Below are 24,781 nucleotides of genomic sequence, written 5' to 3'. Positions count from 1 at the left end.
TCTAACAAAAATCGGAGGTTTATATGAGTTTTTTCGCAAAGTGTCTCTCGGTTTGTGTTGTTCTTACCGTATTAATAACAGTGTTATTTGAAAGTGTGCTTTATTCGCAGATGCCTTTTTCGAGCAATATTTTGTTTGCTACATTTGCCGCGTTGATGATGACCATATTTTATGGCTGGCTTGACGATATGTTTTTTCGGAAGCATCAGCCGGGGCTGGAAGAGTAATTTGGTATGGGGTTATAATTCTCGTAAGAGTCTTCTTGAAAGAGAATGTAGGAAAGCAGAAAAAGGTTTGTCCCGTTCTTACATTCTCCCTATTTTCTGCCACTGATGAATCGACTCCGCAAATATATAATCCGTATTTCTGTAATTGCTGTGATTTGTACAGGCTTTGGCTTGTATATGGTGCAGCAGGTCCAGGTAAATCGTTCGTCGCAGGCCTTTGCAAGTTGGTTGGATACCAAGGTGAAAACTTCTGATGGCATTGGATTGCAAAAAGAACTGGATGATCTTCGGAAGTCAACAGGTGATCTGGATGAGTTTATAAAAGAAGCTTCTCAGTTTGTAAAAAGTAACAACGAAAACTTTAATTTTTCTTTTGCTGAATTAACAGCATCAATGCACTTCTACCAGCTGTTGCTAATTGAGTGGTGTCAATTTCAAACCGGTAATGCTATGGCCGGTATTCCTATTCCGTCAGTTACCAAAGCTTTCGTTTCTGTTGTCCTCGATCAAAAAGTAGCAATTGGGTCAGCAGCTGCTGTTTCACTCATGCCTGAACATCAATGGGTTATCGATGCTTTTACAGCCTATATTGATGATTTTTTTACTATGGCAATGCAGCCGATGAAAGAAGGCATTGCTATTGGAGCGCCATAGATGCATTAGCAGGGCATGCTATTCTTTGTTAAACATCTATAAAACGAATTTCTATTCTTAATTTTTAAAATGATTTATTATGAAAGGTAATGGAACTAAAATAGGATTTATTGTCGCCTTTCTGGCACTTACCATCTATTATTTGTGGCCGACAGTAGTTCATACGTTGGAGCAAAATTATATTGAAGATTTGCCGGAAGCCGAGCGCGCTGAATATGTAGAAGAAAATGCGCAACGCTTACAAGAGCTGCGTCAGAATTCGTTATCGCTGGGGCTTGACCTGCAGGGCGGTATGCACGTTACACTGGAAGTTGGTACGGCACAATTTCTAAAAGAATTAGCGGGCGAAAACGCTGATTCAACACTGACCAATGTAATTGACGATGCTAAACAGCGGGCACTCGAAAATAATACCGATTTTATTGAGGAGATGGTCCAGCTGTTTGAAGAGCGTAATCCCGATGGGCGATTAAGTCGTTACTATCGCTCTGATACTGAAAATATTACGCGTAGATCAACAAACGAAGAAATACAGCAGTATTTAGTAAAACAGCGGGAATCAGCAGTGGATAGGGCAATGGAGATTATCCGATCTCGCGTTGACCGCTATGGAGTGACCGAACCTGCGATTTTTAAGCAAGGGAACAACCGTGTTGTGGTTGAGCTTCCCGGGGTGGCTAATAAACAGCGTATCCGTGATCTGTTGAAGGGTACGGCCCGCCTCGAATTTAGATTAGTAGGAGAACCGGACCAAATCAGCAATGCGAAAGATCGTGTAGTAAGCTATTACGAGCAGGTTTCTTCAGATACTACCGATACCGTAGAACAGGGAGCAGGTCAAAATCCATTGCTTCAAGTGTTAAATCCACGGGGCCAGAACCCTTATACCTTTGGATATTCTACCGGTAGAGATACTGCTCGCGTAAATGAGTTGCTTCAGCGGCCTGAAGTGCAAGAGCTGATGCCCCGAAATATTGAGCTGATGTGGGGGGCTACGCCATTTACGGAAACTGAGCAGGGTCAGGAGTTATTTGAGCTTATTGGTGTTCGATCAGAAGTGGAGCTGACCGGAGATGTTATTTCTGAAGCCAGCGTTAATTTTGATCAGGCTACTAATCAGCCTCGGGTATCGATGAATATGAACGCTGAAGGTGCTCGACGCTGGGCACGCATTACCGGGGCAAATATCGGTAAACCAATTGCGATTGTTCTTGATGGTTATGTGTATTCCTATCCTAATGTAGAGACAAAAATTTCTAACGGTCGTTCTTCTATTTCCGGATTGGAAAGTGTTACAGAGGCCGAAGACCTTGTCAATATATTACTTTCTGGTGCACTTCCTGCTCCGCTTGAAATAGTCGAAGAGCGAACGGTTGGTGCTACACTTGGTGAAGAATCAATTCAGGCAGGGTTTTATTCAACAGTTATAGGATTGATTATTGTAGCTCTCTTTATGATGGTGTATTACCGAACCGGTGGAGCTATTGCTGACCTCGCATTGATGCTCAATATCATATTTATACTGGGTATTTTAGCGGCCTTTAAAGCAACACTTACATTACCCGGTATTGCGGGTATTGTACTTACCATTGGTATGGCCGTGGATGCCAACGTGCTGATATTTGACAGGATCAGGGAGGAACAGCGAGCTGGTAAAACGATCCGTGCTGCCATTGAGGGTGGTTATTCCAACGCTATGAGTGCGATTATGGATGCCAACATAACGACATTCTTCGTAGGTATCATTCTCTACAGCTTTGGGGTTGGACCTATTAAAGGATTTGCGGTTACGCTGATGGCCGGTATTGTAGCGTCATTGTTTAGCGCAATTGTAATTACTCGTGTTGTCGTGGATTATCTGACGCGCGATAAATCCGCAGATATCAGTTTCGGTTAATAACAAAGAAATTCAACATTTATAATAAGGGACTTTAATTATGAGATGGTTCGAAAATCCTGATTTTAATTTTCTAAAAGGTCACAAAATTGGCTATTACGTTTCTGGAATTTTGCTTGTGGCCTCAATTTTTGGAATCCTAACCAAAGGTTTGCAGTACGGCATTGATTTCAAGGGTGGTAAAGAGTTCGTCCTTGAATTCGAACAGCCTGTTGATGTAATTGATATCCGTTCAGAACTTTCAGAGCCGTTGGATGGTACCCCGGTGGTAAAGCTTTTTGGATCGCCGGAAGAAGTATTGATCCGAACGGACAATCCGAAAGATATTTCGGAGGTACAGTCACTAATTACGAATGCGATGTCTGAGTTATATCCAGACAATTCCGCTACCGTTATCAAAACCGATATTGTGGGGGCTCGCTTTGCTGACGATCTAAGGCGTGGGGCGTTAAATGCCATTATTTTCGCCTTGATAGTTATTTTTATTTACATTCTCATCCGGTTTAAAGACTGGACGTATTCAGCGGGAGCGGTGGCAGCACTGTTTCACGATGTATTAATTGTAGTTGGGGTATTTACTTTCCTTGCGGACTTGGTACCTTTTAGCTTGCAAATCGATCAGTCGATAATTGCTGCCTTTTTAACGATTGTGGGTTACTCGCTTAATGATACGGTGGTGGTGTTCGACCGGATTCGTGAAAATAAATTACTATATAAAACGATGGATCACGATGAGATGGTTAACAGGAGTTTAAACGATACGTTAAGTCGTACCGTAATTACGTCTGTAACTACCTTTTTTGTGGTAACCATTCTATTTATATTCGGCGGTGAAGTTCTAAAAGGCTTTTCCTTTGCATTGATGCTGGGTGTCATTATTGGTACTTACAGTTCGTTGTTTGTAGCAAGTTCAACAGTTGTTGAAATTCAGCGGTATAAAGAAAAAGCTTAACTATTATATTAACTCCTAATATTAACCAGCGGAGAGCAATAAAATGAATTTTAATGTATCGGAACGATATAATTGTGTTGTAATTGAATTTAAGGGCAATGTGATGGGTGGGCCCGATGCCGTTAAACTTAACGAAAAGCTTCACGAGCTCATCGAAGAGGATCGGACGAATGTTGTTGCCGATTTGGGCAAAGTTAAGTTTATGAATTCTTCGGGCTTGGGTATGCTGATTGGCGGACTCACAACGATGCGCAAAGCAGGCGGCGATTTGCGTATCGCGAATGCAACCGATAAAATTGAAAGTCTGCTGGTTGTTACCAAGTTGATCACCGTTTTTAAGCACTTTAAATCGCTTGAAGAAGCGGTAAAATCATACGGTAATTCCAAAGAGCAAGAGTAATTATTTTAAATTTAATTTAGAAAAGGGGTGGCTGTTCACCTCTTTTTTTTATGTCAAATAGATATTATGGCCATCCGTGTTGTTGTAGGAGCCCAGTGGGGCGACGAGGGGAAAGGAAAAATAGTAGATCTGCTTAGCAAAGATGCCGATTACGTTGTACGGTATCAGGGAGGTGCCAATGCTGGACATACTCTCGAATTTGATGACGAAAAGATTGTACTCCATCTAATCCCTTCGGGAATTTTTAATGGAGATGCTACTTGTATCATTGGCAATGGAGTAGTAATTGACCCGTTTGCGCTACTTGAAGAGATCAAAGAAGTGGAAGCTATTGGAGGCGATATTAAAAATCGTTTAAAGATCAGTAGCTCTGCTCATGTAATTCTTCCGTATCATCAGCTGCTGGATCAGGTTAAAGAGGAACATCGCGGTGACGATGCCATTGGTACTACGGGGCGGGGTATTGGGCCGGCGTATGTGAGCAAGGTATCGCGTGTGGGAATTCGCATGTCGGATCTTTTACATCCCAAAGCACTGCGAAAAAAGGTGCAAAATAATATTACGGATATTAACGAGTCCTTACAGCATGTGTATAAACACGATCCCATTGAGGCTGAACCTATTATTGAGGATCTGCTGGAGGCCGCCGAAACGTTACGACCGTACATTACCAATACTTCTGCTTTGCTGCATGATGCGATAGAAAAAGGCGATGAAATTTTACTTGAAGGCGCCCAGGGCAGTTTGCTGGATGTCGATCACGGTACCTATCCTTTTGTAACTTCTTCGTGTCCTACATCTGGAGGAGCTTGCACCGGATCAGCTATTCCACCTACAGCCATCAACAAAGTGATGGGTATCACCAAAGCATATTGTACACGCGTTGGAAATGGACCATTTCCCACAGAATTGACGAATGATGCCGGTAAAAAGCTGCGCGAAGCAGGGCAAGAATTCGGAGCTACGACAGGACGTCCCCGCCGCTGCGGCTGGATTGATTTAGTTGCCCTCAAATATGCACTACGCTTAAACGGCATGAATGAGATTGCGTTAACTAAGCTCGATATTCTGGATGACTTTGAGGAAATTAAACTGTGTACTTCGTACCGCATTGATGGTGAAGAAACCACTGTTTTTCCCCTGGATCTTCCTGACATTGACAATATTGAGCCGGTATTTACGACTATGTCCGGTTGGAATGGATCTCTGGAGAACTGTGATACCGTTGAGGAATTTCCGCAAGCAGCAAAAGAGTATTTACAATTTATAGAAGATTATTTGGGAGTAGAACTGACTATTTTATCCAAAGGTCCCAAACGATCAGAAACTATTATTCTTTGATATTTGTGTCTATAAAGTTTTATAGAAAAAAGCTAATTCCTCTTGATATATATGAGGTGAATACCTTATATTTGGGACTCTCTGAAAAGCGGGAGTCTTCTATACTAAAGTAACGAAGAACCCTTTTAAATAAGCTTTTTGAAGAATTTGACATATTAGCGGGAGTAGCTCAGCGGTAGAGCATCTCGTTGCCAACGAGAAGGTCGCCAGTTCGACTCTGGTCTCCCGCTCTCTCAATAAAAGCTCTTGCAGTTGTCTGCAGGAGCTTTTTTATTTTGAGTATGTTTTTATATAAAGGGTCTAATTACTCTCTTCTTTTTTAATCAAAAAATAAGTTTTCAAAGTTAAAACTTTTCTCTTTCTTAGAATATCATCCAAGAAAAAGAAAAGATTATGGAAATTTTATATGGTCGCTTTGAAGAGCTTTTTGAGCAATTTTTGGAAAAGCTCCCCGAACTCCTTTTTGCTTTAATAGTTCTTATTCTATTTCACTATTTAGCAAAAGGCGGCCAAAAAATTTACAAAAAGGTATTAAATAAAACTCCTCTGACTTCGTCAAATATAAACTTCTTTGGGAAGTTAATTTATGCATTTATTTTTCTCGTTGGTATTCTTATAGCACTCAATATTTTAGGATTATCCGGCATTGCAACCAGTATTTTAGCCAGTGGGGGTATCACTGCTGTAATTCTGGGATTTGCTTTTAAAGATATTGGCGAAAATTTTCTGGCGGGATTTTTCATGGCATTTAGTCGTCCCTTTACTAACGGTGACCTTATAGAGACTGAAGGAGTAGTAGGTCGAGTACGAAATATTGAATTGCGGCATACCCATATCCGTATGGCCAATGGATGCGATGTTTTTGTTCCAAGCTCGCAGTTACTTGCCAAGCCGCTGTATAATTATACAAGAGATGGTTTGCGCCGGGGCTTTTTTACGGTTGGGATTGATTACCGCGATGATGCCGAAAACGCATGTCGGATTCTATTAGAGGTCGTAAAAAAGAACGATAACGTAGTTGGTAAACCGGAACCAATGGTTCAAACTACTGGCTTTACGCCAAATTTTGTCGAATTAACGGGTTACTTCTGGATCAAAGTGGATACTTCAAAACAGGAGATCTTTCTGGCTAATGTAAAATCAGAGCTGATGGATCAGGCGCGCACAGCCTTAGTCCAAAATGACTTTAAATTCAGTTCCGAAGTTTCTACCGCTGTAGATATGAGCGAAGTTAATGTAAGGCTGAATAATACTTCTGAGTCGTCCAAATAAAATAGTCATTTTGTTGCCATATACTGCACTATTTTTATTAACTTTCTGATCACTGGAAATCAATTCTTATCAATTAGCTAAATGATCGACAAGCCACGCGATTATTGCGGCATTTTTGGGATGCAAAACCATCCCGATGCAGCCTTTCTCACTTATTATGGATTGCATGCATTACAACACCGGGGGCAGGAATCAGCGGGGATTGTAACTTCGTATTACGATGAATACAAAAATCGCTGGGTAATGCCTGCTCACCGCGATTTTGGCTTGGTGTTAAATGTATTTGATGACCAAAAAATATTTGAAAAAGAACTTAAAGGCTCAGCAGCTATTGGCCATAACCGATATTCTACAACGGGTGCAGCTAAAAATCCGGCTAATATACAGCCGTTCCGGGTGCTTTATCGCAGCGGAAATATTGCGATAGGGCACAACGGGAATTTGGCGAATGCCAAACAGCTGCGCGATCGTTTCAGGGAAGAAGGAGTGCTTTTTCAGAGTACCTCCGACACCGAACTTATCCTGCACTTGATATCTCACAGTAAAAAAGAAACACAACTGGAGCAGGTTTTGGATGCCCTTGAGCAGGTTGAGGGGGCTTACAGTTTGGTGATGTTGACCGACGATAAATTGATTGCAGTCCGTGATCCCAATGGATTTCGTCCGTTAGCGTTGGGCAAAGTTGATAACTCCTATTGTGTGGCCAGCGAAACCTGCGCGTTCGATATCATTGACGCAGAATTTATCCGCGATATTGAGCCGGGTGAAGTGCTGGTAATGGATCAGGAGGCTACGGCCGATTCCGAGCCTGAATCTCACCATTTGGATGCAGAATACGGCACTGATACAAGTCAGTGTATTTTTGAATACGTATATTTCTCACGTCCCGACAGTAAGATATTTGGCGAAAATGTAGATAAAGTTCGCCGCAATTTGGGAAAATACCTGGCCAAAGAGCATCCCATCAATGAGGTCATTCAAAATGCCCCCGGCGATAAAAAACCTATTGTGATTTCGGTGCCCGACTCCAGCAATACGGCCGCATTGGGATATGTGCATGAAAATCAGAAGTTGGGACACAGATGCAAATTTGAACTTGGGTTGATCCGTAATCATTATGTGGGACGTACTTTTATATCACCGGGACAGGAATCCCGCAACCAAAAAGTGCGCACTAAGTTTAATACCGTACAGGGGGTGATTGAAGGTCGCTCAGTTATTATTGTGGATGATTCGATTGTGCGCGGAACCACATCGCGCTATTTGGTTAATATGATTAGGCAGGATAATCCGGCCGAAGTCCACTTTATGGTGAGTTCTCCGCCAATTATCAGTCCATGTTATTACGGGATGGATTTCCCTACTCCTGACGAATTAATGGCTAATCGCTTCGATCGTGATATTGAGGCAATGGCTAAAGAAATTGGGGTGGATAGCCTCAGGTATTTGTCGCCCGACGGGCTGATTAATGCGGTAAAAGAGGCCAATGTATCCCCCAAAGGATATTGTACCGCCTGCTTTACTGAAGAATATCCCGTTCCCGTTAACTTTGGCATCGAAAAAGAGGAAAACGAAATTATATAATGCCTTTTAAAAAAGCCGACTTTGTTACAAGTGCTCCTTCACTGGATGTTTGCCCGGATCCCTATTTTCCTGAGATCTGTTTTGCAGGTCGCTCCAACGTGGGCAAATCATCATTGATCAACGCCTTAGTGGATCACAAGGGATTAGCACGTACCAGTAACGTACCAGGCAAAACTCAGCAGATGAATTATTACCAAGTGAATGACAAGTTATTCTTAGTTGACCTGCCCGGATTTGGCTATGCCCAGGTATCCAAAGAAGAACGAGAGCGCTGGGGACGTGATATTCGCGATTACCTGTTAGAAAGATCGACACTTCGTTTAGTTCTTCACTTGGTAGACATCCGTCATGAACCCAGTGATCTTGATGAAGAGTTTTTCTACTGGCTGGGGACGAATCGACTGCCGTTTGCTGTGGTGCTATCGAAGGCTGATAAACTTTCCTACAATAAGCAGCAGCAATCTAAATTTCGGTTAAAACGGATTTTAGATGAAATGAATATTGAAGTACCTATTATTGTCAGCTCTACTAAAGACAAAAAAGGAATAGGTGAAGTCAAAGAATTAATAACCGAATTCGCTGAATTTTAAACCAAGCAAAATTCCACATAGCCATGTCATTTAAGGTTTTACTGTTAGATAATGTTGATGAACTCTGCGAAAAGGTTTTTGAAGAGCGCGGAATAGAGGTTGTTCGCAATCACAACCTAAGTGGACAAGAGCTGCTTGACGAAATAAAATCGTATGACGGTATTGTGGTGCGGAGTTCTACCGACGTAACACCGGAAGTGTTGAAAGCCGCAGAGAATTTAAAAGTAGTAGGGCGTGCCGGAGTAGGAGTTGATAATATCGATATTGATGCAGCTACGGCGCATGGGGTATTGGTAATGAATACGCCTGACGGTAATACTATTTCTACCGCAGAACATACTTGTGGGATGATTTTAGCGCTGGCTCGAAATATACCGCAGGCCGTTAATAAAGTTCAAAGCGGTGGTTGGGATCGAAAAAAGTATATGGGTACCGAAGTGCATAATAAGACACTCGGTATTGTCGGACTTGGTAAAATCGGCAGTGAAGTTGCCAAGCGCATGCAGGAGTTTGGAATGACGATTAAGGCGTATGATCCATTCGCATCGGTGGAAAAGGCTGAAGGCATGGGTGTAGAGTTGCTTGAATTAGATGAGTTGCTTGGTGAAGCAGATTTTCTGACCGTTCATACCCCGCTGACTGAGAAGACCAAGAATATGATTTCGATGGAGAATGCAGGTCAGCTTAAAAAAGGGATGTACCTGGTGAACTGTGCCCGGGGCGGAATTTATAAAGAAGAGGATCTAAATACGCTTATTCAGGAGGGATATGTTGAAGGTATTGCATTGGATGTTTATTCCAGTGAGCCTCCAACCGAAGAGCTTTACGAGTTGTTGAAGCATCCCCAAATAATTACAACTCCTCATCTTGGTGCATCTACCGAAGAAGCGCAGGAAAAGGTGGCCGAGCAGATTGCTCATCAGATGGCAGATGCTTTGGAGCAGAAAAGTTTTAAAGGAAGTCTGAACGGCAAATCGATTTCCCTGATCACCAATAAAGAGGTGCAACCTTATTTGAAACTGGCCGAAAAGTTGGGAAGTGTCGCTATTCAGTTGGCGCCCGAGCATGCCAATGAATTTTCGTTTGAATACAGTGGTACCTGTACCAAATTTGCAGATGTATTGACCGATTCCATTCTCAAAGGAATTCTTTCGCATCACGTAAGTGAGTCAGTTAACCTGATTAATGCTCGTCACTACGCTGAGGAACGGGGTCTGAATATCCGCGAAACTACTGCCAGTCAGACAAAAACTTTTAACGACTTGATAACTATCAAGCTGGATGAAGAGGCTGATTACAAGAAGATTTCTGCCACAGCGTTTGGTGATGATGATTACCGCATTGTTGAAATTGACGGCTTTGGTATAGAGCTGCGATTGGAGGGAGATATCATCATGTATCAAAATGTAGATAAGCCCGGAATGTTGGCCTCTGTTAGTGGCGCGTTGGCAGAGCAGGGTATCAATATTGCGAATTTGAGTTTGGGGCGCACGAAAAAAGGAGAGAATGCTATTACGGCTGTTTCGGTGGATAAAAATATGTCGGGTGAGGAGTTGAAACCAATTCTCAATCTTGATGGAGTACAAGCGCTACAGTACGTGAGTTTATCGGTTAATTAATAACGAGTAACAAGTAGTAAGTAGGAGAACTGCTGGATACTGATTAAAGAATTCTGAGTCCTATTATTATGCATATTGATCATATTGGCATAGCGGTTGATGATTTGGAGAAAGCTGTAGAAACCTACGAAAAGATTCTGAACGCCAAGTGCTATAAGCGCGAAGTTGTACAAGATCAAAAAGTGGAAACAGCATTTTTTGAAACAGGTGAGTCTAAAGTTGAGTTGCTGGGGGCTACAGATTCGGATTCAGTGATTGCAAAATATGTTGCCAAAAAAGGCGAAGGTATGCACCATGTTGCTTTTGAAGTGGATGACATTCATGCCGAGTTGGAACGGTTACGAGAAGAAGGATTTACCGTTTTGAGTGATGAGCCCAGCCGCGGGGCCGATAACAAGTTGGTGGCTTTTGTGCATCCTAAAGATAACCATGGGGTACTGGTAGAGTTGTGTCAAAGTATTGAAGAATAGGTTGAGTTTTGCCGCTGGCAGTACTATCTTAAGCATTCTTATTTCGGGACGTGGCTCAGCCAGGTAGAGCACACGACTGGGGGTCGTGGGGTCGCTGGTTCAAATCCAGTCGTCCCGACTTTTGAAAGCCTTCTGATAGCCTTTTTGAGCTGTTAGAAGGCTTTTTTGTTTTTAGCCTTTCTGGATTTTTCCTCTGAATAAGCCGTAGTAGCAAAATTTGTTATACAATTGTTATACGGTTTGTTCCTCTCTAAATACATGGAGGACAATAAGATGGCTACACTGGTAAGGCAGAAAAAGTGGTATTACGCCCAGTTCTATAACAGTGCCCGTTCACCCAAAAGAAAGCGGGTTCCACTGAAAACTAGAACTAAAAAAACAGCTGACAAGCTTATAAGGCAATTAGAAAATGAATATGCTGCTGGGGAGTATGATCCATGGACAGGATATCGAAGTAATGATTCATTGATTCCCGTCGATGATAACTCAACTGTAGAGGAAGCTTTGGACTATTATATCGAGAAAAAATCACGGGAAGACTGGCGAGAAAATACAACCGTAAATACCTCATATATACTAAATGCATTTGCCAGATTTGTCGGTAAAGATAAATCTGTTAGGGAGGTAACGCCCGCCCAAATCAATGCTTTCCTTAATAGAGACAAGTATGCCTACGAGACCAAAAAATCCCATAAAAAGAAAATAGATGGTTTTGCGAATTGGCTTACCAAGGAGCAAATTTTACAGTACGATTTTTCGAAGATTAAGATATACAACAATGATAATGAGCAGGACGAAAGTATAAGCTATTTGTCCCAGCACGAAATACAGAACCTGGTAAAGGGGATTAGAGAAAAGGTGCACAGGGATATGGAGAAAGGGTATCAGCATGAAGGCAGAAATGCCCTTTGGCTGATTGACTTCATCCATTGGCAAAGGTTAAGCGGTATGCGTATATCGGAAACTCTCAATCTGTATCCTAAAGATATAAACACTGATACGTGGGAAGTGCGTATAGGATCTGCCAAATTCAGCACTAAGTCCAAAAGTAAGCAAGTATTACCAATTGGCAAGGTAGATCGATTAAAAGAAATAGCAAAAAAGCTATTGCATAACGTACCTTCTAAGGAGAGTCGATTATTCCAGCATAAGTGCAGAAGAAGAACCAGCCGAACATTTAAAAAATATGTCAGGATGATACTTCCAGAAAGAGAGGATGTAACTGTACATACTTTACGCCATACCTGCTGCATAGAGTTACTGCGGAAAGGGGTACCCATTTATACGGTGCAACGCTGGATGAGGCATAGCAGTGTGAAAACAACACAGAAATATGCTGATTTGTTAGCAACTGATATTTCTGATGCTATTGGGGAAGCTTTTAATGGGTAAATGCACCTTTTGAGTTTAGCCGTTTTTATTTATTTATACTCAAAAGCTGGCTATAAATAAATGGGCTAATTCATGTTTACTTTTTTGGCAAAGCTTCTAAGGGGAAATGGAATTACGAAATACGAGAAAAAACTGGAGAGTGGGCCAAGTCCGTCAGTAGAGCAAAGGACATTAGAGTACAAGTATGATCCCAAATCTGAGCATCTATACCACAAGTTCATGGTTGAAAATAATCGCCATGAAACTGAAGAAGTAGAAGTTTCAGAGTCGTTAGATCAGCGGTTAAAAAGAAAACTGAAAAGAGAGTTACGCAGAGATAAAAAGACGATTGCTAATGAAATTTTGTCAAGGGATTCTGATGCTCCGTTAAAGGTATATCTGAACCATATAGAGGAGCAGATTAATATATTAATTAAGTGTTACCGCAAGCATGAGGAGGTAAAAAGCCGTCCTTATATAAAGCAACATTTAATCGATTTAATCTCCCATGTTGGTGAAAAAGCTCCTGAAGAGTTTGCACCAACCTTTGAGAAGCTCGAAGAAAATATCGATGGCAGGGGAAATCCAAACTTTAAGAAACAGGAGATGGGACAAGAGTTACTGATCTCCCTCGTAGAAAAAGCAAATCAACTTTTGGAAGAAGAATATGAACACTATAAGGGGCAAAATGAGGATACCTTTTTGAGCAGTAGTTTGGGGCTCCATCTGCAAGATGAATTTGATATAGCTGAATCAACAATCAGGGACAATTTCCAGAAAAAATGTAAAAAAGTTGGAGGACTATTTAGAGTAAAAGACGCCTATAAATAAAATCAAACGGCTATTAGAATGCTGTATAGTCGGATATTGCATACTGTCTAAACAAGACATTTGGATTGAATTAACATTTCAACTCCAAATTCTTGGAATATTATGAAAGCAATAGACAGTAATTTAAATGTAGCAATTAAGTCCGAAATGACAGCTAATGAATTGTTGGCGATAGCCAATATGGAAATGCCAACCCTGCTTGATCCTATATTACCTAAAGTGGGAGTAGCCTCCCTTGTGGGATCATCAGATACAGGTAAAAGTAGCTTTTTACGACAACTGGCCTTAGCTATTGTACAGGGCAGGGATGAGTTCATTGGCCATAACTTAGAGTGCGATCACGAGAGTGCTATTTATGTAAGTACGGAAGATGAACAGAATGCCTTAGGCCATCTACTTGCTAAGCAGCTGGATGTTTTAGATGTGATTGAGGAAGGGAAGACACCGCAGTCCGCTGAATTAGATAATCTGCAATTCATATTTGATACAGAAGGGTTGCTTGAAAACTTAGAGAAAAAGTTATCAAATAAACCTGCTGACTGCATAGTGATTGATGCTTTTTCCGATGTATTTTCAGGGAGCATAAATACTTCAAATGATGTTCGAACCTTTCTTCAGCAGTATGCTGACCTAGCAAGGAAACATCAGTGTTTAGTTATTTTTCTCCATCATAATGGCAAGCGTACGCAGTATGGAACTCCCCACAAAGATGATATACTGGGTAGCCAGGGTTTTGAAGCTAAGATGAGGGCTATCCTGAACCTGAGTCTTGACAAATATAACGATAGTCTGAGAAATCTTTGCGTTGTTAAACATAACTATTTGCCTGAGGAAGAAAAGAGTAAGGTCACAAATCTTAAGTTTGGTCAAGATTTGAATTTTAGCTTTTCGGGGACCAGTAACCTTGAGAGCTTGTCAAAGAAGAGCGGGCCAACTAAAGTAGATCAATTATTGAAGAACAATTACCCAATAATAGATCGGTTGATCCATGCAAAAGATTACACTTATAAAGATGCAGAAAAAGCGTTGAATGAGGGTGGAGTAGATGTGAGCAGAGGAACTTTGGCCAAAGCCGTAAAAGCACGAAAAAATGGAGAATCTGGATAGACGTTCATTCAGTCATTTACCTTATATTCATTGAATGAATGAACATTCATTCTTCATTCAGATTAATGTTTATTCAGAAACCGTAGCTTTCAGCTGATAGATAGCTGGAAGGTGCGGTTTCTGTTTGTTTTATCTGTCTTTTTCAAAGAGTGGGTTCATATCTGAGATTTCTGCTTATTTTTAATCGGCTTCTAATTGAGACATTGTATTTATATACGACAAACTTTTTTGTAACTGAAAAACAGCACCTACAAAATCGATGTGTTGAATCGTGGTTAACATACATTTTTGTCTTTCCAGAGAGGAAAAACCTACAAGATTAAATTCCTTATGAAATAAGATTTAGCTACTAGTAGGTAAATTGGATTCTCAAATCCTGCTGTTCAAAGATATCGGGAAACTTTAATGATCTCATCAAAAATTTATTGATAAAAAAGAAAATGTTTCCCTACTAAAGGGATGCTATTAAGAAACCTTGTATAAGGTTATAAAACCTTCTAAGTTCATGTTATTTATATATTTACAGCATTTTTTATCTTGATTGTTTGCGACAAAAATTGTATTATTAGACTCTAAACTCATTATATAAAGATCCTGCCTTAGAGAATACGAGGAGGGTAGGGTGCTGAAACTAATAGGCAGTACTCTGGTTCCCTCCAAAGGGTCTTAACCCTATACTTAAGACCCATATGGATACCTCAGAAATACTTACGGTTGAGAAATTTAAATCCTTGATGCAGGAATTTATTTCTGATATAGAGGCAATAGTTAATAGGCCTGTTTCAGAAGAGAAAGAATGGCTTAGAACAAAAGAGGCCGCTGATTACCTTAGTATTTCCTCTTCCCAATTACATAACCTCAAAGCAGAGGGTATAATATCTTGTACCAAACTAGGAGGAACCAATTACTATGACCGTAAAGAAATAGATAAAGTACTCGAAGCCAATAAAGCTTGATAGTAGTATAGCTTCGAAAATCAGGTCCTAATAGAGAATAGCCTACCCCCTGTTAAAATGTAAGCTTTAGGGTAAAGCTTGAACAACCTCATTTGCCCTTGGCAAGTTAGAATATAGTACTCCATCAAGAGGTATAATTAAGCACATTTAAAGAGAAACAATAATTATGAAAGACTATACACCTTTTTTACTTGATCAATATGGACGCAAAGAGACTCCTAATCTTTTTGCTGTACATTTTAAAAAACTTAATGCCTACAACGAGGAATGGACTCTTTCCCAAATTCTTGTATATGAGCTCATGCTTGTAATGAGTAGAAGAACGGGAAATACCCAGTTCTATAAACAATTGCATAAAATTGTGGAAGATACTCGACTAGGTAAGTATAAGGTCAGGAAAGCGATAGAATTTCTAGAAGATCTTGGAATTCTTAGTACAGATAGATCTCAAGGTGCTAAAACCATGTACAGTATCAATTATGATTGGATAACGGATAATCTTGAGAAGGTATATAACTTTACAGATGTAGAGGAAGGAGATGTAGTGCCTTTAAAGCAGACGTTAACTAGCTTTATCAACTACCATTCCTCCACCGATTATTATGAGGGTAAACCTGGGAACATAGATATAGATCCTGATGATTTACCTAAAGAACAATCAGAACTTATTGAAAAGGAGAAGGAATAAACTGATCTGATTTCTGATCACTAAGAGTAAAATATATAATTATATAATATATACACTAAAGAGATATACAATAATTATACTCTTAGTGATCGGATTTTAAACCAGTTTGTAGAGGGTATTGCAAGGAGGTGTTTATTGCGGTAGTGATATTAATGCCCCAGATGTTTCTGAGCCTATTAAATTTCACGTCTATCAGGTTTTCAGGCAAGAATTGGGTATATGTACTGGCCACTCATAAATAGCCTTTTATTACCCTTGCTCTCAAAAGTTATTGAGAAAAATGTAGTTTTGATTCCCTTCTTCTGATTTTCTCAGCTAATATTAATTTACCTCTGTACCAGGTTCGATCTGTAAATTTCCTCTTCTCTTGAATTCTATTTTTAGTTTAGCTTCTAAGTAAGGTAAAAAAGGCTATTTAAATAATCCTTGTAATCTATAGAGGTAGATATTATAGATTTATCAACTCTTTCCAATTAGAAATTGTAATACAGCAATATTTATAAACTATTCTTTTATAAATCTGTATGTCTTTTATTCACAAGGCTCTATAAGAAAAATAGTGTGTTTGCAAATCCGATGACCACCCTGAGAAACGCCCCCCGCTGTAAGTTGGGGTTCAAACAGGCCCCGTCAACTAACCTCTAATAAAAAAGAATAATGTTATGGTACGAGTAATTGGATTTACACAACGACTTAATGACAAGGGTGAACCATTTAATGTGTTACACTTGCAGGGAGATATTGAAATTGTTCAGTCCTCTGAGACAGGAAAGCCGTATGCTACTGCAAGGGAGACTTCAATTCCATCGACTTTTGATGAAGTTGTTTGTCAAGATCTTATTGGTAAGAAGTTGAAGGGCACAATAGAACGGGTTCCCTGTGAGGAATACGCCTATGAAATTGAGGAGACTGGGGAAACCATCATGCTGGAGCATACCTGGGAGTACAATCCTGAGCCTTCGAATGTGGAAGAGCATGTATTTGAAGGCCAACCTCAAAATGGAGTAGAAGCTTAATTGACCCCTTACCAGGTTTAGAAAGGGCGGAGTAGCATCCGTCCTTTTTCCTTCTTTGAGAGTTAAAGCTTCTAATGGGCTGAAAATCTTTAATTATATCTCTTAGTAATATGCGACAAAGTAAAAAAGAAAAACAGAGGGAAAGACGAGAAGCAAGAAATAGGCATAAGGATAAGCAAGAATCTACTGACTGTGGCATTCTGTTCATTATCCTAATGGTTTTTGCTTCATTAGTGATAGTTCCAATGTGCAGCAAGCTGTTGGAATAGCTTTCCCCATACTAGGTTTATTACATCATGATAAGGCGGGCCTTCAGGCCTGCCTTTTTTATTTCTAATCAAATTGAAAACAAGACTATGGAACAAGAACAACAATTACATACCAACTCTGGACCTGATAATGAGAACACAATGATAGCAGATGAAAACGGTTTTGAGTCTCCGTTTATCGAAGCTAATACCGAAGAAATGGAGCTGGCTGAGATAAAAGAGAACCACATTATTCCTGTCTTTGTGAAGGATAATGAGCCGTTGATATCCACTGCTGAATTCATTGACCGTACAGTAGGCATAGCTCACCATGTCTTTGAAGGGGAAACCGTTTGTGAGCCAAATATACGAGTATCTCATCCTGTGAAGGGCAGAATTCCAGAAGCCAAAGGCAAGCCTGCTGATCAGCTGGAGGAACACGAGAAAACGCTTTACTATGAGCGGATGGCATTTGCTATTGAAATCCCTTCCATAACCCAGCAGATCAAAGAGGATAGTCTTAGTCTTACCATCGGAGGCGTGAAGGCGTACAATCTTGATAACCTAAACAGAAGAAAAGGTACGCCAGAGCATTTCAAGGTCTTTATTGGCTTTGTAAATAAAGTATGCACTAACCTGTGTATCTGGACAGATGGATTCTCCCAAACAATAGAGGTGGATAACCCTCGTGACCTGGAAGGAAAAATCTTTGATATGATTACTGGATTCAGCTACTCCAATCAGAGCAATATGCTGGGAAAGTATCAAAACTATGAACTAACGGAAGATCAGTTTGCACAACTGGTGGGCAGATCACGTCTATATCAATACTTGCCATCCAATCAGAAAAGTAAACTGCCAGAACTTAAGCTCAATGATACGCAAATAGCTACGGTAGCTAAAGAGTATTACAGCAACGAGCACTTTGGCGGTGCTTCTGATGGAAGTATTAACCTGTGGGATCTATACAACCTTTTTACGGAGGCAAATAAATCATCCTACATAGATACGTTTCTGGATAGAAGCGTAAATGCTTATCAGTTCACGTCTCAAATTGCCAATGCCCTAGAGGGGAAAACTGATTTTTGGTTTCTCAACTAGGCGGTGGTTATGAGCAATAGTAAACTGATAGATCAAATTAACAAATACACAGGCTCAGACAGCCTTCTCGTCCATACCCAAAGCAGGGGATTAATCCGCCTGTATTGTCCATTCACGGTAAAAGTAATTCGATCAGTGGATAGTTATATGGTAGGAGAGGAGCTAGAAGTGGTAAATGTGAAGATATCTCCTGACCTGGATCTCGTTTATATCATAGGTAACAAGGGGTATTACCATTACTACTTCTCCATTCAACTCTGAGTGTAAGTCAAATCACGAATTAGATCACTATGCTTTTTCAATTATTCGAGGCACTAGTTGAGGCTATGGAGTTCAGGGAGATTGATCCACAATCTATCTGTAGAATAGATTCCAATGTAGGATATATCTGGTTCAAAGTTGGCGATGACACCTATTCTGTAGGAATATCAAAGGTGGACTTTGACCTGGAAGAATATGCCCAAAAGTAGCCGTCATATATAGCACAAAGTTAAACAAGAATTATAACGGGGAGCCTGATGGCTCCCTTTTTTAATGTTAATTCAAAATCAATTAGTATTATGAATAACAACAGTAATCTTATAGAAAAGTCGCCCTCACTGGCAGAGGTAAAGCTTAAATATAATAGCAAACAATCAATAGAGGAATGTCCTGAAATAACATCTCCCGACAAAGCGGAAAAGGTATTACGTGAGATCTGGGATGAGGACAGTATTCAACTAAAAGAGGAATTTGTAGTATTACTCTTGAATAATGCGAAGAGATGCTTGGGATGGAGCAAAATAAGTTCGGGAGGAGCTACTTCAACTATAGTTGATCCTGCTACGATATTTCAGGTAGCTTTACTAGCTAATGCTACGTCTATTATTTTGGCACACAACCATCCCAGCGGAAATATTAAGCCATCAAAGTCTGATAAAGACTTAACTCATAGGATATATAAATCAGGAGAAATGCTTGGAATAAAAGTTGAAGATCACATTGTTATTACCATTAATGAATATTTTTCTTTTAGAGCTAATAATATACTTTCTTAACAGTTTTAGAGGAGGCTATAGCCAAATGGATTTAAGACTGTAAAATAATACAGTTGCATTGCTGGCCAACGCCTCCTTTATTTATTCATGCAGATGGCATTTCATTTAAAAACATGGCACTTCGGAAAAAATATTCAAAACAAAGTTTTGGTATTTAATGGATAGTCGGGGTAAAAATAATTTTATAAGGTCATTACTAAAAAGTTTTTTAACATAATTTTATGCAGTAATATTATGACCTATTAAATGAAGCAATGTATTGTCTTATTAGATTTGAAAAGGGTTACATATTAATATTTTTCTCATGAGTGAAGGATTATTTGACAAATACTTTAAGGACATCAGAGATTATGAGCAAATAGACTATGAAGAAGAAGTTAAACTTGTTAACAGAGCTCAAAATGGAGATTTAAGTGCTTATCATAAATTAGTTACATCAAACTTGAGATTTGTAATAACTCAAGCTAAAAAGTTCACAAATCAAGGTCTAGATCTCATTGATCTAGTTAGCGCTGGTAATATTGGTTTGATGAAGGCAATTGAGCGTTTTGATCCAAGTCAAGGTTACAAACTTATTACTTATGCAGTTTGGTGGATTAAGCAAAGTATGCATGATGCTTTGGCAAATGAGTCAAGAGTTGTTAGACTGCCGTTAAATAAAATTGGTATTGCCTCCAATATTATAAAGGACTTAAGGAAACAAGAAATAGGTACTAGTGAAGTAGAAGCTTTAAATAAAGTTCGACAGAAATATGATTTAACAGAATATGAAGCAATCGAAATATTACAGTTGTACTCCCAAACCAATACTGAATTACGAGATCAGATACTTGAAATTAATGTCGAGCTAATCGGAGAGAATTTTTTGAAGAAAATACTTGATTCCGAGACAGAGAAGGTTTTAACGCAAAAACTTGATGTACTTAATGAAAGAGAAAGATTGATAGCAACAAAATACTTTGCTTTGTTTGGTAAATCGTGGACATTAGAGATGATTGGGGAAGAGCTGAATCTTACAAGGGAAAGAGTTCGACAAATTAAAGTAAATATCCTTAAGAAGTTAGAGTCTGAGGTTGCTATATCAGATTTTACTAGTAAGGAAGATCTAAACTATCCAAGTTCAGATACTAATAGAAAAAGATCATCTATAAAATTAAATGTCATAAAGCATTTTTTAGATTATAAGAGTGATGAATTCGAAGTAGTTGCTCAAAAAGAAATAGGTTTAGAAGAATCTGCTGATAATATTGATGCTGATATTGAAGATGAACTAAGTGAAGACTTATTATTCGAGTTGTATGAAGAACTTTAATCCAGAAACTATTCAAGAGCACTATAGAAGTGGGAAGGATTCATTAGCAAGCGATTTTTTTATACCGTGTTTAAAAGCAAGTAACAGGTATAGAAGAGCTGTAGCTTACTTCTCTACAAAAGCACTTATTGAATGGTCTGAAATTGTAAATGATATTCTTGATAATCAGCTTTCAATAAAGCTTTTACTTTCTCCCAATCTTACTGAGGATGATTTAGAGGCGCTCAAAAAATTAAATGATGAACAGAGACTAGGATATATAAGAGACTACTCAGAAAAATTCTTTGAGAGGTTAGAGTCCCTTAGACAAAATGGAGAGCTGGAAAAATGGAGAGTAGAGTTTTTTTCCTGGCTTGTAGCTAATAACATTCTAACTATTAAATTTGCCTTTCCTAGAGGTAATGAACTTGGTTCATTATTTCATGAAAAGATTGGTGTTTTTGACATTAATCCTAATTATAAAATTGCATTCACAGGATCTGCTAATGAAACAAGTGGAGGATATAGTAGAAACTATGAGTCTATCGATGTCTACAGGAATTGGATAGATTCTGAAGTATCAAGAGTGGAAACTAAGGAAAACCAATTCGAAGAAGCATGGAGTGGAGTCTCCCCAGGATTACAAGTCCATCAATTATCTGAAAAGGTGTTAAATAAAATTAGAAGCTATTCAACTAGTTACGATTCACCTCCAGATAAACCAAAAGTCAAAGAGCCAGAATCCCAAAATTATAGTGAAAGTAAAACTATTTCTGACACTCTATGGGAGCATCAAAAAGAAGCATTTGATGTTTTCTTGGAACAGAAGGAAGGGATTTTGGAGATGGCTACTGGCACGGGGAAGACAAGAGTTGCAATTGCAATTATGGAACATTTATTATCTGAACAAAAGGTAGATGGTGCTATTGTAACTGTAGAAGGTAACCCATTACTTGAGCAATGGCAGACCGAATTTTATGAGTGGAATTATGATAAAAACTGGGATCTAAAAATATTTGGCCAGTACGATAACCATCGTGAACTAAGTAGGTTTATTCGCAATCCAGAAGATTCCGTTTTATTCCTCTCACGATATCAGTTAGACAAGTTATTTAAACATTCTGATGAACTTAATAACTGGTCCTTGTTAATAGTTCATGATGAGATTCATGGTTTTGGTAGTCCAAGTCATGTAAATAATCTCAAAGGTTCTCATGAAGTATTTAAATATAAGTTGGGGTTATCGGCAACACCAGAGAGAGAATATGATGAGGAAGGAAATGAATTCATTGAGAATGAAGTCGGTGAAATTATTTACAGGTTTGATTTAGCAGATGCAATTGAAGAAGGAATATTATGTGAGTTTAATTACATGCCAATTACTTACGAGGTAACTGAAGATGATAAACGTCGTATTCAAGCGGTTTATGCAAAGTATAAAAAGAAAGAGGAGTTAGGAGAACCTTATCAGGAAACTGATAAATATCGGGATTTAGCGATGGTGTATAAAACAGCTGAAAATAAAATTGATAGGTTCGAAAGGTTAGTTGATAATAAACCTGAGCTATTAGAGTCATGCTTGATTTTTGGTGCTACTAAAGCCTATTCTGAAAGATTTTTGCCTTCAATTCATCAACATACTCATAATTATAGTACATACTTTTCTGGTGATGAAGAATATCACCTAGAAGAGTTTGCTGATGGTAATTATGATTGTTTAATAACTTGTCATAAACTGTCACAAGGTATTGACATTCCCTCTGTGAAAAATATTGTATTATTGTCATCAGATAGAGCAAAACTCGAAACTATACAAAGAATTGGTCGTTCTTTGAGGATAGATGATAACAACCCAGATAAAGTTGCACATGTTTATGATTTTATAGGTTATAACGAAGGAAGCTTAGTAAGAGCTGATAAAGATAGAAAAGAATGGCTTGAGGAATTAAGTCAAACGAAAAGACAAAAACAATGAATGATTTATCTACAAAAATAATACATAAAACAATTGAAAATATAGTTAGTAAAAAAGATCAAAGTGAAGATTTATCACATAAATTAAACCTATGGATAGACGCACTAGTAACTGGTTCTGAGGATATAGATAACAAAGAAGATGCATGGGATAGAATAGAAGTAATTTTAAATGAAATAAGAACTAAAAATGGAAATTAAATTTAAAGGATGGACTTCACAGGGTTTTCGGTGCCCAGATGTAGAAGTTGATTTAACTAAAGAGGGAAGTCCAGCTAAAATTAATTTTATACAAATGCCTAATGGGACGGGCAAGACAACTACTTTACTTCTACTTAAGGCTTGTCTTACAGGTGATACAACCAACTGGTCGAAAGCAGATATTAAAGAGCTTAAAAAGAAGAATCATGCAGTAAATGAAGGACGCTTTACAACAAATCTTTTAGTGGATGGAAAAGAACTTAGTATTGAATTAGTTGCAGATTTCAGGCAAGGAGAGGTAACTTTTTGGACAATATCACCTGAGGATAGGGGAAGAAAAAAAGGATGGGTGCTATCAAATCAACTAGCAAGGTTTTTAAACGAAAAATTCATCAAGCTATTTATTTTTGATGGCGAATTAGCTGAAAAGTTACTTGAGAATGATGAAAACGAAGCTTCTAAGGCAATAGATGCCTTATTCCAGCTCTATCTCCTTGACGAAATTAAAGAAAGACTGAATGAATATTGGGATCAAAAAACAGAAGATGTGCCTCGTAAGTCTAAGCAGGCTATTACACAGCAAAAGAAAAAATTAAAAGAACTTGAAGAAAGAGAAGAGAAACTAACAACTAAATTTAAAAGATTTAAAAATCGTATTGAGGAGAATGAAGAGGAATACGAAAAGAATGAGAAAGAAATAGAAAGACGTATTACTAAGGTTGAAAAATTTAGAGAGGAGTTTAATGATGCCAAAGCTAAATTGGGTAAATTACAAGGCAAGATAACAAGCAGGTGTCAACAGGCATTTCAATTGCTTCGAAATCCTGCATCAATCCATGAGGTAATAACTAATACTCTGATAGAAAATAAGGGTAAATTAGATAAGCTAAAACTACCTGCTAATACTTCCCGACAATTTTTTGAAGAGTTAGCTAATCAGGACCAATGTATTTGTGGAAATGATATAAACGAGCAAGAAGAAAAAAATATCAGGGAACAAGCTGAGCAATATCTGTCTAATGAGATTTCGGGTTTTCTCAACTCATTTAAAACAGAAGTCGAGTCACTACAATCAGATGGTTTTGATCAGGCATCTCTTCAGAATGAGCTTTCAGAATTATCTGATTTATTAGATGACAGAGATCGTCTTGAAGGAAAGATTAGACACATAAAAACACAATTGGAAGAAAGAGGTGATGACAAATTAAAAGATTTGCAAGATAGGCAGGCTGAGTTGAACAAAGAGAATAAAGACTTAGGAAAACTAATAAAGGCCTTTAAAAGTGATAATGACGATAATCCATATACGACAAAAAATATATCTGTAATCAAGAAAGAAATAGAGAACATTGAGAATGAAATTGAAATAATTAGTGGTAAAGTTGAGTTGAAAGAAAAGATCGACCTACTAAAAGAAATACTTACACAATCTAAATTGTTAGCTAAAGAAAAATTAAAGCAGCAATTATTAGATAAGTTCAAAAACCGTATTGATAATATTCTCAAGCATAATCCAATATCGATTGAGTCTATAGATGGTAATATAAAGTTAGTTAATCAGTCTGGTGCAAGTGTTGGTCAAACATTAGGAATAGCTTATTGCTTCTTAACAACACTTTTAAGGTGGGGGACACATTCTTTTCCTTTAGTCGTGGATAGCCCAGCTGGTTCCCTTGACATCAATGTTAGACGGCATATTGCTAGAATAATACCTGACTTGACCGATCAATTTATTGCATTTACCATCTCCTCTGAGAGAAAAGGATTTGTAAATGAAATGAAAAAAGGTAATGGAACTAGTATAAAATCTCTTACAGTCTTGAGAAAAACTGGATATAGTAAAAATGTTGTAGATGAGTTGAATCCACAGATTGCATTTGAATCTACTGATGGTTTTGTAATAGATGATGAGGATTTTTTTAATCAAATAGATATTGAGGAAGAGGAAAGTTAA

At 38.6% G+C, this 24,781-nt stretch carries 25 protein-coding genes and 2 tRNA genes; all 27 read left to right on the top strand.

Going from position 1 to position 24,781, the window contains the following annotated elements; translation table 11 throughout:
* The first annotated feature begins 23 nt into the window (after positions 1–23).
* The 27 genes from ACQ4LT_RS06130 to ACQ4LT_RS06000 all read left to right on the top strand — a co-directional run bounded on the left by ACQ4LT_RS06130 (position 24) and on the right by ACQ4LT_RS06000 (position 24,781).
* Positions 24–227, top strand: a complete 204-nt coding sequence (locus ACQ4LT_RS06130; protein WP_445665149.1) for a hypothetical protein — start codon at positions 24–26, stop codon at positions 225–227.
* Between the two features lie 105 nt (positions 228–332).
* Entirely contained in the window at positions 333–881 is a 549-nt protein-coding gene (locus ACQ4LT_RS06125; protein WP_445665148.1) for a hypothetical protein, read from the top strand.
* A 79-nt stretch (positions 882–960) separates the two neighbouring features.
* Positions 961–2,778, top strand: a complete 1,818-nt coding sequence (gene secD, locus ACQ4LT_RS06120) for a protein translocase subunit SecD (RefSeq protein ID WP_445665147.1) — start codon at positions 961–963, stop codon at positions 2,776–2,778.
* A 40-nt stretch (positions 2,779–2,818) separates the two neighbouring features.
* Entirely contained in the window at positions 2,819–3,730 is a 912-nt protein-coding gene (gene secF / locus ACQ4LT_RS06115) for a protein translocase subunit SecF (RefSeq protein ID WP_445665146.1), read from the top strand.
* Positions 3,731–3,773: 43 nt separating this feature from the next.
* Positions 3,774–4,130, top strand: a complete 357-nt coding sequence (locus ACQ4LT_RS06110) for an STAS domain-containing protein (RefSeq protein WP_445665145.1) — start codon at positions 3,774–3,776, stop codon at positions 4,128–4,130.
* 66 nt (positions 4,131–4,196) lie between these two features.
* Positions 4,197–5,471, top strand: coding sequence for an adenylosuccinate synthase (locus ACQ4LT_RS06105; protein WP_445665144.1), 1,275 nt, complete (start codon positions 4,197–4,199; stop codon positions 5,469–5,471).
* A 158-nt stretch (positions 5,472–5,629) separates the two neighbouring features.
* Positions 5,630–5,701: transfer RNA gene (locus ACQ4LT_RS06100), tRNA-Gly, on the top strand.
* Between the two features lie 163 nt (positions 5,702–5,864).
* Complete coding sequence (locus ACQ4LT_RS06095; protein WP_445665143.1) at positions 5,865–6,743, top strand: mechanosensitive ion channel family protein; 879 nt, start codon at positions 5,865–5,867, stop codon at positions 6,741–6,743.
* An 81-nt stretch (positions 6,744–6,824) separates the two neighbouring features.
* Complete coding sequence (purF, locus tag ACQ4LT_RS06090; protein WP_445665142.1) at positions 6,825–8,327, top strand: amidophosphoribosyltransferase; 1,503 nt, start codon at positions 6,825–6,827, stop codon at positions 8,325–8,327.
* On the top strand, positions 8,327–8,917 hold the full coding sequence (gene yihA / locus ACQ4LT_RS06085) for a ribosome biogenesis GTP-binding protein YihA/YsxC (protein ID WP_445665141.1): 591 nt from the start codon (positions 8,327–8,329) through the stop codon (positions 8,915–8,917). Before purF ends, yihA begins: the two co-directional genes overlap by 1 nt.
* Before the next feature lie 23 nt (positions 8,918–8,940).
* On the top strand, positions 8,941–10,536 hold the full coding sequence (serA, locus tag ACQ4LT_RS06080) for a phosphoglycerate dehydrogenase (protein ID WP_445665140.1): 1,596 nt from the start codon (positions 8,941–8,943) through the stop codon (positions 10,534–10,536).
* 68 nt (positions 10,537–10,604) lie between these two features.
* Positions 10,605–11,006, top strand: a complete 402-nt coding sequence (gene mce / locus ACQ4LT_RS06075) for a methylmalonyl-CoA epimerase (RefSeq protein WP_445665139.1) — start codon at positions 10,605–10,607, stop codon at positions 11,004–11,006.
* A 44-nt stretch (positions 11,007–11,050) separates the two neighbouring features.
* Positions 11,051–11,124: transfer RNA gene (locus tag ACQ4LT_RS06070), tRNA-Pro, on the top strand.
* Positions 11,125–11,279: 155 nt separating this feature from the next.
* A complete protein-coding gene (locus tag ACQ4LT_RS06065; RefSeq protein WP_445665138.1) occupies positions 11,280–12,398 on the top strand; it encodes a tyrosine-type recombinase/integrase in 1,119 nt (372 codons plus the stop codon).
* Positions 12,399–12,482: 84 nt separating this feature from the next.
* Positions 12,483–13,208, top strand: a complete 726-nt coding sequence (locus tag ACQ4LT_RS06060) for a hypothetical protein (protein WP_445665137.1) — start codon at positions 12,483–12,485, stop codon at positions 13,206–13,208.
* A gap of 102 nt (positions 13,209–13,310) precedes the next feature.
* Positions 13,311–14,315 carry an AAA family ATPase gene (locus ACQ4LT_RS06055; RefSeq protein ID WP_445665136.1) on the top strand — a complete coding sequence of 335 codons (1,005 nt, stop codon included), beginning with the start codon at positions 13,311–13,313 and terminating at the stop codon, positions 14,313–14,315.
* Between the two features lie 689 nt (positions 14,316–15,004).
* Positions 15,005–15,271, top strand: coding sequence for a helix-turn-helix domain-containing protein (locus ACQ4LT_RS06050; protein ID WP_445665135.1), 267 nt, complete (start codon positions 15,005–15,007; stop codon positions 15,269–15,271).
* 166 nt (positions 15,272–15,437) lie between these two features.
* Positions 15,438–15,959 carry a hypothetical protein gene (locus ACQ4LT_RS06045; RefSeq protein WP_445665134.1) on the top strand — a complete coding sequence of 174 codons (522 nt, stop codon included), beginning with the start codon at positions 15,438–15,440 and terminating at the stop codon, positions 15,957–15,959.
* Positions 15,960–16,621: 662 nt separating this feature from the next.
* A complete protein-coding gene (locus tag ACQ4LT_RS06040; protein ID WP_445665133.1) occupies positions 16,622–16,975 on the top strand; it encodes a hypothetical protein in 354 nt (117 codons plus the stop codon).
* 356 nt (positions 16,976–17,331) lie between these two features.
* A complete protein-coding gene (locus tag ACQ4LT_RS06035; RefSeq protein ID WP_445665132.1) occupies positions 17,332–18,324 on the top strand; it encodes a DUF3871 family protein in 993 nt (330 codons plus the stop codon).
* Positions 18,325–18,333: 9 nt separating this feature from the next.
* Positions 18,334–18,585 (top strand): hypothetical protein, encoded by a 252-nt coding sequence (locus tag ACQ4LT_RS06030; RefSeq protein ID WP_445665131.1) that lies wholly within the window; start codon positions 18,334–18,336, stop codon positions 18,583–18,585.
* Positions 18,586–18,614: 29 nt separating this feature from the next.
* Positions 18,615–18,794 carry a hypothetical protein gene (locus ACQ4LT_RS06025; protein WP_445665130.1) on the top strand — a complete coding sequence of 60 codons (180 nt, stop codon included), beginning with the start codon at positions 18,615–18,617 and terminating at the stop codon, positions 18,792–18,794.
* Positions 18,795–18,884: 90 nt separating this feature from the next.
* Positions 18,885–19,361 (top strand): JAB domain-containing protein, encoded by a 477-nt coding sequence (locus ACQ4LT_RS06020; RefSeq protein WP_445665129.1) that lies wholly within the window; start codon positions 18,885–18,887, stop codon positions 19,359–19,361.
* Between the two features lie 304 nt (positions 19,362–19,665).
* Entirely contained in the window at positions 19,666–20,673 is a 1,008-nt protein-coding gene (locus ACQ4LT_RS06015; RefSeq protein ID WP_445665128.1) for a sigma-70 family RNA polymerase sigma factor, read from the top strand.
* Positions 20,660–22,627: a DEAD/DEAH box helicase family protein gene (locus ACQ4LT_RS06010; protein WP_445665127.1), complete on the top strand. Its 1,968-nt coding sequence runs from the start codon at positions 20,660–20,662 to the stop codon at positions 22,625–22,627. The genes ACQ4LT_RS06015 and ACQ4LT_RS06010 overlap by 14 nt, the downstream gene beginning before the upstream one ends.
* Positions 22,624–22,827, top strand: coding sequence for a hypothetical protein (locus tag ACQ4LT_RS06005; protein ID WP_445665126.1), 204 nt, complete (start codon positions 22,624–22,626; stop codon positions 22,825–22,827). The genes ACQ4LT_RS06010 and ACQ4LT_RS06005 overlap by 4 nt, the downstream gene beginning before the upstream one ends.
* Complete coding sequence (locus tag ACQ4LT_RS06000; RefSeq protein WP_445665125.1) at positions 22,817–24,781, top strand: hypothetical protein; 1,965 nt, start codon at positions 22,817–22,819, stop codon at positions 24,779–24,781. The genes ACQ4LT_RS06005 and ACQ4LT_RS06000 overlap by 11 nt, the downstream gene beginning before the upstream one ends.

It is taken from the genome of Fodinibius sp. AD559, from assembly GCF_052712805.1.
This window is presented reverse-complemented; position numbering and strand designations above follow the sequence as displayed.

Excerpts from the sequence above, each read along its gene's own strand:
- ACQ4LT_RS06015 (WP_445665128.1), top strand. The coding sequence starts at position 19,666 with ATGAGTGAAGGATTATTTGACAAATACTTTAAGGACATCAGAGATTAT.
- ACQ4LT_RS06045 (WP_445665134.1), top strand. The coding sequence starts at position 15,438 with ATGAAAGACTATACACCTTTTTTACTTGATCAATATGGACGCAAAGAG.
- ACQ4LT_RS06130 (WP_445665149.1), top strand. The coding sequence starts at position 24 with ATGAGTTTTTTCGCAAAGTGTCTCTCGGTTTGTGTTGTTCTTACCGTA.
- secF (WP_445665146.1), top strand. The coding sequence starts at position 2,819 with ATGAGATGGTTCGAAAATCCTGATTTTAATTTTCTAAAAGGTCACAAA.
- ACQ4LT_RS06035 (WP_445665132.1), top strand. The coding sequence starts at position 17,332 with ATGGAACAAGAACAACAATTACATACCAACTCTGGACCTGATAATGAG.
- ACQ4LT_RS06125 (WP_445665148.1), top strand. The coding sequence starts at position 333 with ATGAATCGACTCCGCAAATATATAATCCGTATTTCTGTAATTGCTGTG.
- ACQ4LT_RS06110 (WP_445665145.1), top strand. The coding sequence starts at position 3,774 with ATGAATTTTAATGTATCGGAACGATATAATTGTGTTGTAATTGAATTT.
- ACQ4LT_RS06020 (WP_445665129.1), top strand. The coding sequence starts at position 18,885 with ATGAATAACAACAGTAATCTTATAGAAAAGTCGCCCTCACTGGCAGAG.
- yihA (WP_445665141.1), top strand. The coding sequence starts at position 8,327 with ATGCCTTTTAAAAAAGCCGACTTTGTTACAAGTGCTCCTTCACTGGAT.
- ACQ4LT_RS06050 (WP_445665135.1), top strand. The coding sequence starts at position 15,005 with ATGGATACCTCAGAAATACTTACGGTTGAGAAATTTAAATCCTTGATG.
- ACQ4LT_RS06025 (WP_445665130.1), top strand. The coding sequence starts at position 18,615 with ATGCTTTTTCAATTATTCGAGGCACTAGTTGAGGCTATGGAGTTCAGG.
- ACQ4LT_RS06065 (WP_445665138.1), top strand. The coding sequence starts at position 11,280 with ATGGCTACACTGGTAAGGCAGAAAAAGTGGTATTACGCCCAGTTCTAT.
- ACQ4LT_RS06005 (WP_445665126.1), top strand. The coding sequence starts at position 22,624 with ATGAATGATTTATCTACAAAAATAATACATAAAACAATTGAAAATATA.
- purF (WP_445665142.1), top strand. The coding sequence starts at position 6,825 with ATGATCGACAAGCCACGCGATTATTGCGGCATTTTTGGGATGCAAAAC.
- secD (WP_445665147.1), top strand. The coding sequence starts at position 961 with ATGAAAGGTAATGGAACTAAAATAGGATTTATTGTCGCCTTTCTGGCA.
- mce (WP_445665139.1), top strand. The coding sequence starts at position 10,605 with ATGCATATTGATCATATTGGCATAGCGGTTGATGATTTGGAGAAAGCT.
- ACQ4LT_RS06105 (WP_445665144.1), top strand. The coding sequence starts at position 4,197 with ATGGCCATCCGTGTTGTTGTAGGAGCCCAGTGGGGCGACGAGGGGAAA.
- ACQ4LT_RS06055 (WP_445665136.1), top strand. The coding sequence starts at position 13,311 with ATGAAAGCAATAGACAGTAATTTAAATGTAGCAATTAAGTCCGAAATG.
- ACQ4LT_RS06000 (WP_445665125.1), top strand. The coding sequence starts at position 22,817 with ATGGAAATTAAATTTAAAGGATGGACTTCACAGGGTTTTCGGTGCCCA.
- ACQ4LT_RS06030 (WP_445665131.1), top strand. The coding sequence starts at position 18,334 with ATGAGCAATAGTAAACTGATAGATCAAATTAACAAATACACAGGCTCA.
- ACQ4LT_RS06095 (WP_445665143.1), top strand. The coding sequence starts at position 5,865 with ATGGAAATTTTATATGGTCGCTTTGAAGAGCTTTTTGAGCAATTTTTG.
- ACQ4LT_RS06010 (WP_445665127.1), top strand. The coding sequence starts at position 20,660 with ATGAAGAACTTTAATCCAGAAACTATTCAAGAGCACTATAGAAGTGGG.
- serA (WP_445665140.1), top strand. The coding sequence starts at position 8,941 with ATGTCATTTAAGGTTTTACTGTTAGATAATGTTGATGAACTCTGCGAA.
- ACQ4LT_RS06040 (WP_445665133.1), top strand. The coding sequence starts at position 16,622 with ATGGTACGAGTAATTGGATTTACACAACGACTTAATGACAAGGGTGAA.